This is a genomic window from Pigmentiphaga sp. MLSB6-MA01 (genome assembly GCF_058793475.1).
On record NZ_JBXAFV010000016.1, the window covers coordinates 95,965 to 108,392 of the forward strand.

Sequence of the window (12,428 nt, forward strand, 5' to 3'; positions counted from 1 at the left end):
GGGGAGCGCATGCGCAGCGCACTAGGTGGCCTGTCCGTCCTGTTGGCGGCAGCCGCGGCCGGACCGGCCTGGGCGGATAACTATCCCGCCCGGCCGTTGAACTGGATTGTGCCACTGGCCGCGGGCGGGCCCGCGGATACGCTGGCGCGTACCGTCGCGGACAAGCTCGCCGGACAGTTGAAGGGGACGATCGTGATCGAGAACGTGGCCGGCGCCGGCGGCACGATAGGGGCCACGAAGGCCGCGTCCAATCCGGCGGACGGCTACCACTTCGTCGTGGGCCACATGGGTTTCATGGGGGCGGGGCCGGCCCTGTACAAATCGCTGCGCTACGACCCGGTCAAGGATTTCACCGCCGTTGTCCGCTTTCCGGACACCCCGGCGGTATTGCTGGTCGGCAGGGACTCCAAGTACCGGACGCTTGCGGAGCTCGTGCAGGCCGCGCGCAACAGCGCAACGGGCATCACGTTCGGCACCGCCGGCGTCGGATCGGTCTCGCACCTGGTGGCCGAATTGTTCGCTTCCGAACTGGGCGTGAAGATCCAGTCCGTGCCGTATCGCGGCAATGCACCGGCGCTGGCCGACCTGATGGCCGGACGCCTGGATGCCGTGTTCGACCAGAGCAACACGGCCGGCGCCGCCGTGGCCGGCGGCCGCGTCAGGGCGCTTGGCGTCGGCACGCAAGGCCCCATGGCCCAGTTTCCCGGCGTGCCGCCCATCGCCAGCATCATTCCCGGATTCGAGGCCACGACCTGGTACGGTCTGTACGCCCCCGCGGGCACACCGGACGCGGTGGTCCGGACGATCAACCAGGCCTACCTGAGGATGATGTCCGACCCCGCGCTGCAAGCCCAGCTTTCGGAGCGGGGCCTGCATCTGCTGAAGCGCGACGAATATGGCGCGCAGGCCTTCCAGGCCCTGACCGGCGCCGAGGTCGGCCGCTGGGCGAAAGTGGTGAAGGCCGCGGGTATTCCTCCCCAATAGGGCGCCCGCGCGGCTGGCCGCGCGCCGGCCGCATCCGACTTCCCATTCATCACGAACCGGATCATGAAGACACTGTACGTCGAAGACCTCGCGGCCAGCGTGGCCGCCGCGCTGCAACAGGTCAGCCATACCCATCCCGCCGATTTCGTTGCCGCGCTGAGGCGCGCGCGCGATCGCGAAACGCAGCCGGCGGCGCGGGGCGCGCTGGAGCAACTGCTGGTCAACAGCAGGATGAGCCGCGAGGCGCGGCGGCCGGTCTGCCAGGACACGGGGATCGCGAACGTCTACCTGAAGCTGGGGGTCGAGGTCCGGCTGGCCACGAAGAGCGGCGGCGCCGTCCCGGGCTTGCAGGATGTCATCGACGACGCGGTGGGGCGGGCCTACACGGATCCCGCCAATCCGCTGCGCGCCACCGTGGTGGCCGATCCGCTGGGCCGGCGCCGCAACACCCGCAACAATGCCCCCGGCCTGGTCCATGTGGAGCTGGTGGCGGGCGATGCGATCGAGGTCGTCGTCGCGGCCAAGGGAGGCGGCGGCGACGTCAAGGCCCGCTACAAGGTGCTCACCCCCAGCGATTCCATCGTCGACTGGATCCTGAACGAGATTCCCACGCTGGGCGCCGGCTGGTGCCCGCCCGGCGTGATCGGGATAGGCGTAGGCGGAGCCGGGCCGGATGAAACCATGCGGCTGGCCAAGGAGGCGCTCTATACCCCCATCGACATCGAGAGCCTGCTGGCCAAGGGCGCCGAGACGCCCGAGGAGTCGCTGCGCGTGGAGCTCTACCAGCGCATCAACGACCTGAAGATCGGCGCCCAGGGCCTGGGCGGCGATACCACGGTCCTCGACGTCAAGGTCGCATCGGCGCCCTGTCATGCCGCCATGCTGCCGGTCGCGCTGATCCCCAATTGCGCGGCGACACGCTTCGTGCGCTTCAGCCTGGACGGCACGGGGCCCGCCCGCTTCGAGGCCGAGGACGACGCGGCCTGGGACGATATCCCCGATCAACTGTCGGTGCCCGACGGGATACGGGTCGACCTGCGATCGCTGGCCAAGGGCGACGTCGCCGGATGGCGGCGGGGCCAGACCCTGTTGCTGAACGGCGCGCTGCTGACCGCCCGCGATGCCGCCCACAAACGTCTGCATCAAATGCTGGAGCGGGGCGACCCGCTGCCCGTCGATCTGCGCGACCGCGTGCTGTTCTACGTCGGTCCGGTCGATGCCGTCAGGGACGAAGTCATCGGCCCTGCCGGCCCGACCACCTCGGCGCGCATGGACGGCTACCTGGACGAGATGATGGGCCTGGGCTTGCTCGCCACCGTGGGCAAGGCGGAAAGGACGCAGCCGGCGGTCGATGCGATCCGTCGCCATCGGGGGGCCTACCTGGTCGCCGTGGGGGGCGCCGCCTACCTGGCTTCGCGCTGCATCGTGGCCTCCCGCGTGGTGGCATTCGAGGACCTGGGCATGGAGGCCATCTACGAGTTCGAGGTCCGGGATTTCCCCGTCACGGTCGGCGTGGATGCCACGGGCGCCTCCCTGCATCGCTACATCCCGATACGCAGCGAGTATTGATGGACCGGCGCGCCACCGTCCCCCGGTGGACGCGTCGCGTCCTTTTTTTCAGCGTGCGGCCTCCAGCCCCGAGGCTTGGGCCAGCGCCGTCGACTGGTCGACCTCGTCCTTGAGGAAACCGGCGAACTCCTCGCGCGTCGTGCTCTTGGGCTCCAGCCCCTGCTTGATGAACGCCTGCTTGACGTCCGGCGCGCTTACCACCGCAACGATGGCGGCGTTCATGCGGTCGATGATGTCGGACGGCACGTTCTTCGGCATCACGACCCCGTACCAGCCGTAGCGCGCGTATCCCGGCAGGCCGGATTCCGCGACGGTGGGCAGGTCGGGCATCACGGCGGTGCGGTAAGGCGTGCTGACGGCCAGCAGCTTGACCTTCTTGGCGGCGGCCAGGGGCATGACGGACGGGAAGCTGGCGAACACCATGTCGATCTGGTTGGACGCGACCGCCGTGACCCCTTCCGCGACACCCTTGTACGGGATGTGCACGATCCGGGTCTTGGCCATGGTGTTGAACAGTTCGTTCGACAGGTGCGCCGCGCTGCCCATGCCGGACGACGCATAGCGCAGTTCGCCGGGATGGGCGCGTGCCAGCTCGATCAGCCCGGCCACGTTCTCGACGGGCAGGGCCGGCTTGGCGACGAGCGCGAACGGCACGGTCACGACCAGCGACACGGGCGCGAAATCCTTCAACAGGTCGTACGAAAGATCCTTGTGCATCAGGTGCTGGGCGGCGTCGGCGGCCGAGGCCATCAGCATGGTGTAGCCGTCCGGTGCCGAGCGCGCGACGGCTGCCGTCGCGATCATTCCGCCCGCTCCGGGCCGGTTTTCCACGATGACGGATTGCCCGAGCTTCTCGGAAAGCCTGGTCGCGAGCAGGCGGGCGGTGACGTCGGTGCCGCCCCCCGGCAGGAATCCGACGAGCATCTTTATCGGTTTGTCCGGATAGCCCGCGGCACAGGCGGGGACGGCGGCGGCAAGTCCCAGTACGGCAACTACGACGGCAATCGCTTTCATGGTTGTCCCCTTGAATAGTTGAATCGTCGCATCGAGTGTCAAGGCATCGCGTCGCCTAGGCTACTTTCGGAAAATCGGCAGCGCAACTGGTATTTCTAAATATTAGAACGCTTTTCTAAAAAATTGACATGCGCGGGAATTGAACCGTACATTACGCAGCCAGAGGGTGGCCTGATCGCTCCACGCGCATCGCGCCCGAGGGTATTCCCCGCCATCAGGAGGAGCAGTCCATGAGTCAAGGCGTCGTCGATGCGGCAACCCTGAAGCGCATGCTCCACGACGGCGGCGAGATCGCGTTGCTCGATGTGCGGGAAGAAGGCGTGTTCGCCAAGGGCCACATGTTCCTGGCCGCCCCGGTTCCGCTGTCCCAGCTCGAAATCCGCGTACCCGTGCTCGTGCCGCGCCGTTCGACGCGCATCGTGGTGACGGACGGCGGCGAGGGGTTGGCCGGCCGCGCGGCGGCGACGCTGGCCAGGTACGGCTATGGCGACGTCTCGGTGCTCGAAGGCGGCCTGCAGGCCTGGATCGACGCCGGGCACGAGGTGTACACAGGGGTGAACGTGCCCAGCAAGGCCTTCGGCGAATACGTCGAGCGGCACGACGAGACCCCCCGCATGGAAGCCGCCGACGTCAAGGCGCGCGCCGACCGCGGCGACGACATGGTGATCCTCGACAGCCGGCCCCTGGCCGAATACCGCAAGGTCAGCATTCCTGGCGCCATCGACTGTCCGGGCGCGGAACTGGCCTATCGCGTTCACGACCTGGTGAAATCCGATGCCACGCTTGTCGTCGTGAACTGCGGCGGACGCACGCGCAGCATCATCGGCGCGCAGTCGCTGCGCAATGCGGGTATTCCCAACCGTGTCGTCGCGTTGAAGAACGGCACGATGGGATGGCACCTGGCCGGTTTTCCGGTGGACAACGGCAAGGACAGGATGGCGCCGCCTCCGACCGAGGCCGGCCTGCGCAAGGCGCGCGAATCGGCGGCGCGGGTCGCGGGGCGGTTCGGCGTCCGGTTTCTCGATGCCGCCGGCCTCGATGCGTTCCTGCGCGAGGCGGACGCGCGCACGGTCTACCTGCTCGACGTGCGCAGTCCGGAGGAATACGCGAGCCGCCACTTGCGGGGCAGCGTGTCGGCACCCGGCGGCCAGCTCGTACAGACTACCGATACCTACGTGGCGGTACGCAATGCCCGTCTGGTGCTGATCGACGATCATGGCGTGCGGGCGACGATGACCGCCTCGTGGCTGATGCAGATGGGCTGGGACGAGGTGTACGTGCTGCGCGAGGCGCAGGCATATGGCGAGTGGGTGAGCGAGTCGCCGGCGCCCGAGGTCCTGGGCCTGGCCGACGTCCGGTGCGAAAGGATTTCTCCCCAGGCGCTCGCGGCGCTGTCCATCGAGGGAGCGAGCATCCTCGACCTCGATTCCAAGCCGCGCTATCGCGACGGCCACATCCCCGGCGCCTGGCATGGCATTCGCGCCAACCTGGCACGCAATCTTGCCCGGCTGCCCGCCGGGGGGGGCATCGTCGTGACCTCGGCCGACGGCGTCGTGGCGATGCTTGCCGCGCCCGAGATCGCGGCGATCACGGGCGGCGACGTCCGCGTGCTGGAGGGCGGCACCCAGGCCTGGCGCGCGGCGGGCCATCCCATGGAAGAGGGCGAGACGCGGCTGACCGACGACACGGACGACGTCTGGGTGAAGGTGCACGATCGTACTGAAAACCGTGACCAGGCCATGAAGGACTACCTGAGCTGGGAAGTCGATCTCATGACGCAGATCGGGCGCGACGACGACGCCGGTTTTCGCCGCTATCCCATCGCTGAATAGGACAACAAAGGAATCCGCATGAGCCAGAACTCCGCAATCGTGAAGAACGAGGGGGGCGCCGACGCGCGCTCGGTGTCGCAGCGAATTGCCGCCCATGTCGCCGGGCTGCGTCACGATGCGCTGCCGCCCGGCGCCGTCGAGGCGTCCAAGAGATTGATGCTGGATACGCTGGCCTGTGCCTGGGCCGGCCGTGATGCGCCGGGCGCGCCCGAGGCGCATGGTCTCGTCGCGGCCGATGGCGGCACGCCCGAAGCCACGGTATGGGGCTATGGCGGAAAGCTGCCCGCCGCCTCCGCGGCCTTCCTGAACAGCCTGTTCGGCGCGGCGCTCGACTATGACGCCGTGAACACCGTCCACGCGGATGTCTGCGTGCTGCCGGCGGCCCTGGCGGTCGCGGAGCGGCAGCGCGCGAGCGGCAAGGAATTCCTGGCGGCCTACGCGCTGGGCGCCGATCTGGCCTCGCGGCTGGGCGGTTCGATCACCGGGCAGCACAGGGGTTGGTTCACCACCTCGATCTACGGCGTGTTCGGCGCGACGGCCGCGGCCGCCCGCCTGCTGCGGCTGGACGAGGCGACCATCGCCCATGCTTTCGGCATCGCGCTGAGCCAGGCCTCGGGTACCCAGCAGGCCAATATCGAACAGGCCCTGACCAAGCGGCTGCAATCGGCCTTCGCGGCGCGGGCCGGGGTCTTCTCGGCGCTGCTGGCCTCGCGCGGCGTGACCGCGCCGCGCGAGGCCTTCGAAGGCAAGTTCGGGCTGTTCCAGCTCTACCAGGAAGGCAATCCGCTCAAGGTGCTCGATGGCCTGGGCCTGTCCTTCGCGCTGGAGCAGACCAATCTCAAGAAATACCCGACCTGCGCCTGTAGTCATGCCGCGCTCGACGCCGCGTTCTCCCTGATCCGGGAATACGACCTGAAGCCAGAGGACGTGAGCGCGATCGAGGTCGTGCACTCGCCGTTGATGCATCGGCTGGTGGGGGCGCCCTTCGATCCCTCGGGCAACCCCCAGGTGACGGCGCAGTTCAGTGTTCGCTATGCGCTGGCGAGTGCGCTGATGCGCCGCCGTGTCGCCATCGACGATATCCAGGAGGCCGCGGTGCTCGATCCGGCCATCCGCGCCATCACCGACCGCATCGCCGTCGTGGTCGACGAGGACAACAAGAGCGCCCGCGCTCCCGCCACGGTCTCCATGCAGACCCGGCACGGCAGGCTGTCGCGGACGGTGCGCGAGTTCCCCTGGAGCGCGGAGGCGCCGCCCAGCGGCGAGGAACTGGCCGCGAAGATCGATGCCTGCTTCGGCTACGGCGGCGACGCCCTGGCCCCGGCCGCGAGGAAGACGCTGATCGAACGCGTCCGGCGCATCGAGGACATCGACGACATGTCGACGTTCTTCGTCGGCGTGCTCTAACACCCCAGGACCGTTGCCAGGACAAGCATCGATGGACACCAGTATTTCCCGCCTGGCGGATTTCGCCGCCGGCCTGCGCTTCGAACATCTGGACGCAAGCGTGGCGCACGATTGCAAGCGCCGTCTCATCGATGCGCTGGGCTGCGGCGTCGCCGCGTTCGACGCGCCGCCGTCCCGCATCGCGCGCAAGCTGGCCGCCCGCGTGGAGCTGCCGGACGGCGCCCCGGTGCTGGGAACGGCCCGGCGCACGCTGCCCGAGCTGGCGGCTTTCGCCAACGGCGTCATGATCCGCTACCTGGACGGCAACGACACCTTTCCCGGCGGTGGCGGCCACCCGAGCGATGTCATGGCGGCGGTGCTGGCCGCCGCCCAGGAAGCCAAGGCTGACGGCCGCGCGACGATCACGGCCATCGTGGCGGCCTACGAGGTCTACGCGGCGCTGTTTCGCGCGGTCAACATGCGCGAGCGCGGTCTCGACCATGTGTTCTACACGGCGGTGGCGGGCGCGGCCGGCGCCTGCAATGTCATGGGCCTGGACGCGGCGCGGACCGCGCAGGCGATCGCGCTGGCCGTGACCCCCAACCTCGCGCTGGAGGCCACCCGCCGTGGGGCGCTGTCTGAATGGAAGGGCTGCGCGGCCGGCAACGCGGCGCGCAACGGCCTGTTCGCGGCCCTGCTCGCGCGGGAAGGCCTGACCGGGCCGGAACAGGCCATCGACGGCGCGCACGGCTTGCGCGAACTGGTCGGACGCTTCGACCTGCCCGAACTGACCGCGCGCGGAGCGGGCTTTCGCATCGGCCAGGCGCACCTCAAGCGCTTCCTGGCCGAATTCCACGCGCAATCGCCGATCACGGCGGCGCTCGAACTGGCCCGCAAGGTGTCCCATGCCGACATCGCGCGGATCATTCTGCACACCTACCATTTCGCCTGGAGCGAAGTCGGTCACGAGCCCGAGAAATGGCGGCCCACCACCCGCGAGACCGCCGATCACAGCCTGCCGTACATGATCTCGGCGACCTTGATCGACGGCGATTTCAGCGATGCCGTCTTCGAGCCGGCGCGGCTGGCGGACGAGCGCATTCACGCGCTGGCATCCCGGCTGGCGGTCGAGGAAGACCCGGAGTTGAGCGCGCGCTTTCCCGCCTTCGTGCCCTGTCGCCTGGAGATCGTGACGCACGGTGGCGAGCGCCACGTCGCGACGGTCGACTATCCCCGCGGCCATGCCGCCAATCCCATGGACGATGCCGAGGTCGAAGAGAAGTTCCTGCGTCTGGCCGGACGCCATCTGGACGAGGCAGGCGCGCGCCGCGCGCTCGACATTCTGTGGCGCCTGGACGCCAGCGAGACGCTTGAGGAGCTTTGGTCGGTGCTGACCATAGGGGTGGAGGAGAGACCATGAAACGAAGATTGCAGGGCATGCTGGCCGTCGCGTTGGTGGCGGCCGTGGGACCGGCCTGGCCGGCGGACGGCTATCCGTCCAGGCCGATCCGCATCGTGATCCCGTTCGCGCCGGGAGGGACCGTCGACATCCTGGGGCGCGTGCTGGGCGAACAGCTCGGCACCCGGCTCGGGCAGCCGGTCATCATCGACAACCGGCCCGGCGCCGGCGGCAACATCGCGGCGGCGAACGTGGCGCGCGCCGACCCGGACGGCTATACGCTGTTTCTCGGCTCCATGGGCACCCAGTCGATGAACGGGGCCATCTACGCCAAGCTGTCGTTCGATCCGGTCGCCGATTTCGCGCCGATCACGCGGCTCGTCACCAGCGCCAACCTGCTGGTGGTGCATTCATCGATCAAGGCGAACTCGGTCAAGGAGCTGATCGATTATCTGAAGGCCCGGCCGGGGCAGGTGAACTATGCCAGCGCGGGCATCGGCAGCTTCAACCACATCTCGGCGGTCTTGTTCGAGACGATGGCGGGCGTGAAGATGACGCACGTGCCGTACAAGAGCGGCGGGCAGGCGCTCAACTCCGTCCTGGCCGGTGAAACGCAACTGGTGTTCCAGACCATTCCGGCCGCGGTGCCTTTCATCCAGGCCGGCAAGCTCAGGGCGCTGGCGGTCTGCTCGGAAGAGCGCCACCCCCTCTTTCCCGACCTGCCCACCGCCAGCGAGTCGGGCCTGCCCGGCTTCGAGATCAACACCTGGTACGGCATGCTCGCCCCGGCCGCCACGCCGCGCGCCGTGATCGACAAGCTTCACGGCGCGCTGGTGCAGACGCTGCAGGACCCCGCGATCCGCAAGCGCTTGACGGAGCTGGGGCTCGATGCGGCGCCGGATACGCCCGAGCAGTTCGCGGCGCTGATCAAGACCGATGCCGTGAAGTGGGGCAAGGTGATCAAGACGGCCGGCGTGGTGGCGGAATGAGCGCGCCGGATTCCTTCGCGGCGTCGTCCCGGCCCATGCAGGATGCCGTGGCCTGGGTGGTCGGCGGCGCGGGTTCCCTGGGGCAGACGATAGCCGGGGCGCTGGCCGAGGCGGGGGCCCGGGTGATCGTGTCCTCCCGCAGCGTGGAAGGCCGCTGGCCGGTCCAGGGGCCGGACGGCATCTGGACGCGGGGAGCGGTTCCGCTCGATCTGGTGTCCGCCGCGAAGATCGACTGGGCCGCGAACGAGATCGAGGAGCGGTTCGGGCGCATCGACCTGCTGGTCAATTGCAGCGCCGCGCCGGTCTTCGGCGACTTCCTCGAACTCGACGACGAGGACTGGGACACGGTGCTGCAGGCCAAGCTGCTGGGCTACATGCGGACCATGCGGGCCGTCCTGCCTGGGATGGCCGGGCGCGGAGCCGGCGCGATCGTCAATATCAGCGGACGCGGAGGGCGCCAGCCGACACCGGCCCACCTGCCCGGTTGCTGCGCGAACGCGGCGGTCAACGTCCTGACGAAGGGCGTGGCCGATATCTACGGTCCGCGCGGCGTGCGGGTCAACGCCATCGCGCCCGGCCCGATAGATACCCCGCGTCACCAGGAGATCGTCCAGGGCAATGCCCGGGTCGGCTCGCCCGCCTCGAAGAAGCTGCCGCCCGTGGGGCGCCTGGGCGAACCCCGGGACGTCGCCGACGCGGTGCTGTTTCTTGCCAGTCCGGCGGCCGCGTTCATCACCGGCATCACCCTACCCGTGGATGGCGGCGGAACCGCCACCGTATAGCGAGAAAAGCGCGTGGAACAGGCGCGAAAAGGAGAGGAGATGAGGAGCATTCGAGGCATTGCCCGGCTCGCGGCCGGGTGTCTGTGCATCACCGCCGGCTCGGCGGCGGCGGACGGTTTCCCCACCCGCCCGCTTCGCGTCATCGTCGGCTACCAGCCGGGCGGGGCCGCGGATCTCGTGGCGCGGGTGGCCGCTGAAGGGCTGGGCGCCAAACTGGGCCAGCAGGTGGTGGTGGAGAACCGCCCGGGCGCGGGCGGGCTGATCGCCAACGAGATGGTCGCCGCGTCGTCGCCCGACGGCTATACGCTGTTGTTGGTCAATTCGTCGTTCGCCTATCTGCCCACGATGTATTCGAAGCTGAAGTTCGACACGGTCAAGGACTTCGCGCCCGTCGCGCTGCTGGCGACGACGCAGAACGTACTGGTGGTCAACGCCAACCTGCCGGTGAAGAACGTGAAGGAACTCGTCGCCCTGGCCAAGTCCAGGCCAGGGGGGCTGAGCTATGCCTCGGGCGGTCCGGGAGGCTCCACCCATCTGTCGACCGAGTTGTTCAAGAGCATGACCGGCACCGACATCCTGCACATTCCCTACAAGGGCAATGCGCCATCCATCGCGGATCTCAGTTCGGGACAGGTCGACATGACCATCGGTCCCATCCCGGCGCTGCTGCCGTTCATCAACGGCGGCGCGAACAGCAAGCTGCGCGCGCTGGCCACCAGTGGCGCCCAGCGCACGCCGATGCTGCCCGACCTGCCGACCATCGCCGAGGCCGGCGTGCCGGGCTACGACGCGGGTTCCTGGTACGGCTTCATGGTGGCCGCCAAGACGCCCAAGGACATCCGCGACAAGCTGGAACAGGCCCTGCTCGCGGTCGGCAAGTCGGACAAGTTCGTCGAACAGTTGAAGAGCGCGGGCGCGGAGCCGTCGGTGATGCCGGCCGACGAGTTCCGCCGCTTCGTCGCGAGCGAGACCGGCAAGTGGGGAACGATCATCCGGGAAACCGGTATCCGGGGCGATTGAGCGTCCGCAGCAAGGAGCATTCCATGGTTGACACCACGCGTGCGGCGCAGCGCCCGCGCAGCATGTTCGAGAAGATCTGGGCCCGCCACGTCATCGCCGAGCGCGAGGGCGGCGAGTCGCTGATCTATATAGACCGCAATTTCGTGCATGAAGGGCCGTTCTATGCCTTCGACGGCCTGCGGCTGGAGAACCGCAGGATCCACCGCCCCCTCAAGCAGTTCGCGATCGCCGACCACTACGCGCCCACGCAGCACCGCGAGGCGGGCGTGGTGGCCATCCAGGATCCGGACATCCGCAGGATGATCGAGCAGCTCGAACAGAACGCCCGCGATTTCGGCGTGCCGCTGATCGGCATGACCGATGCGCGCCAGGGCATCATGCACGTCGTCGCCGCCGAGCTGGCGCTGGTGCAGCCGGGCATGGTCACGACGGCGGCGGATTCGCACACGACCAGCATAGGCGCGTTCGGCGCGCTGGCCTTCGGCGTCGGGGCATCCGAGATCAAGCACATCCTGGCGACGCAGTCGCTCTGGTTCCGCAAGCCGAAGACGATGCGGGTCACGGTGGAGGGCAGCCTGCCCCGGGGCGTGGCGGCCAAGGACGTGATCCTGGCGGTGGTCGGCAGGGTGGGGCTGTCCGGCGGGACGGGGCATGTCATCGAGTACGCCGGTCCGGCCATCCGCGGGATGACGATGGACGAGCGCATGACGATCTGCAACATGTCCATCGAAATGGGCGCGCGGGCCGGCATGGTGGCGCCCGACGAGACCACCTACGCCTACCTGAAGGGACGCCAGTACGCGCCCTCGGCGGAATACTGGGACCAGGCGCTGGCGTTCTGGCGCGGGTTGCCGACCGAACCCGGCGCGCAATTCGACCAGGAGCTTTCCCTGGATGCCTCGCGGATCGAGCCCATGGTCACCTGGGGCAACCTGCCCGAGCATGCGCTGCCGATCAGCGCGAGGGTGCCGCATCCCGACGAGGCGGCCAATGAGAAGCAGCGCGGCCACTACGAGCGCGCGTTGGCCTACATGCAGCTGGAGCCGGGCATGAGGCTGACCGACGTGACGGTCGACCGCGTCTTCATCGGTTCGTGCACCAACGCCCGCTTCGAGGACCTGGCCGCGGCGGCCGAGATCCTGAGGGGTCGGCATGCGGTCGTGCCGGCCATGGTGTCGCCGGGTTCCACCGACGTGAAGCGCCGTGCCGAGGCGGCGGGGCTGGATCGCATCTTCAAGGACGCCGGCTTCGAATGGCGCGATTCGGCCTGTTCGATGTGCGTCGGATCGAACGGCGATTTCGCGCTGCCGGGCGAGCGTTGCGCGTCGACGTCGCCGCGCAACTACGAGAACCGGCAGGGCCGCGGCGTGCGCACGCACCTGATGAGTCCGGCGATGGCGGCGGCCGCCGCCGTCACCGGCCGGCTGACCGACGTTCGCAACCTGGGCTAGGA

10 protein-coding genes are annotated in these 12,428 nt (G+C 68.7%); 9 read left to right on the top strand and 1 reads right to left on the bottom strand.

Annotated features, from left to right (window positions below):
- Positions 1–9: 9 nt before the first annotated feature.
- Both AC1Q6E_RS23345 and AC1Q6E_RS23350 read left to right on the top strand, forming a co-directional pair.
- Complete coding sequence (locus AC1Q6E_RS23345) at positions 10–984, top strand: Bug family tripartite tricarboxylate transporter substrate binding protein (RefSeq protein ID WP_492573601.1); 975 nt, start codon at positions 10–12, stop codon at positions 982–984.
- A gap of 63 nt (positions 985–1,047) precedes the next feature.
- Positions 1,048–2,553, top strand: coding sequence for a fumarate hydratase (locus AC1Q6E_RS23350; RefSeq protein WP_492573602.1), 1,506 nt, complete (start codon positions 1,048–1,050; stop codon positions 2,551–2,553).
- 48 nt (positions 2,554–2,601) lie between these two features.
- Here the strand turns inward: AC1Q6E_RS23350 and AC1Q6E_RS23355 are convergent, their stop codons facing one another.
- Positions 2,602–3,567, bottom strand: a complete 966-nt coding sequence (locus tag AC1Q6E_RS23355; RefSeq protein ID WP_152792964.1) for a tripartite tricarboxylate transporter substrate binding protein — start codon at positions 3,565–3,567, stop codon at positions 2,602–2,604.
- A gap of 230 nt (positions 3,568–3,797) precedes the next feature.
- On the opposite strand from AC1Q6E_RS23355, the gene AC1Q6E_RS23360 reads away from it, so the two are divergent.
- From AC1Q6E_RS23360 to leuC, 7 genes are read left to right on the top strand one after another with little or no spacing between them, the layout of a single operon-like run.
- Positions 3,798–5,399 (top strand): rhodanese-like domain-containing protein, encoded by a 1,602-nt coding sequence (locus AC1Q6E_RS23360; protein ID WP_152792963.1) that lies wholly within the window; start codon positions 3,798–3,800, stop codon positions 5,397–5,399.
- Positions 5,400–5,417: 18 nt separating this feature from the next.
- Positions 5,418–6,806: an MmgE/PrpD family protein gene (locus tag AC1Q6E_RS23365; protein WP_492573603.1), complete on the top strand. Its 1,389-nt coding sequence runs from the start codon at positions 5,418–5,420 to the stop codon at positions 6,804–6,806.
- 31 nt (positions 6,807–6,837) lie between these two features.
- Complete coding sequence (locus tag AC1Q6E_RS23370) at positions 6,838–8,205, top strand: MmgE/PrpD family protein (RefSeq protein WP_152792961.1); 1,368 nt, start codon at positions 6,838–6,840, stop codon at positions 8,203–8,205.
- Positions 8,202–9,173, top strand: coding sequence for a Bug family tripartite tricarboxylate transporter substrate binding protein (locus AC1Q6E_RS23375; protein ID WP_152792960.1), 972 nt, complete (start codon positions 8,202–8,204; stop codon positions 9,171–9,173). Before AC1Q6E_RS23370 ends, AC1Q6E_RS23375 begins: the two co-directional genes overlap by 4 nt.
- Positions 9,170–9,955: an SDR family NAD(P)-dependent oxidoreductase gene (locus tag AC1Q6E_RS23380; protein ID WP_296555891.1), complete on the top strand. Its 786-nt coding sequence runs from the start codon at positions 9,170–9,172 to the stop codon at positions 9,953–9,955. The genes AC1Q6E_RS23375 and AC1Q6E_RS23380 overlap by 4 nt, the downstream gene beginning before the upstream one ends.
- Positions 9,956–9,994: 39 nt before the next feature.
- Complete coding sequence (locus AC1Q6E_RS23385; protein WP_152792958.1) at positions 9,995–10,975, top strand: Bug family tripartite tricarboxylate transporter substrate binding protein; 981 nt, start codon at positions 9,995–9,997, stop codon at positions 10,973–10,975.
- 23 nt (positions 10,976–10,998) lie between these two features.
- On the top strand, positions 10,999–12,426 hold the full coding sequence (gene leuC / locus AC1Q6E_RS23390; RefSeq protein ID WP_152792957.1) for a 3-isopropylmalate dehydratase large subunit: 1,428 nt from the start codon (positions 10,999–11,001) through the stop codon (positions 12,424–12,426).
- Positions 12,427–12,428 lie beyond the last annotated feature (2 nt).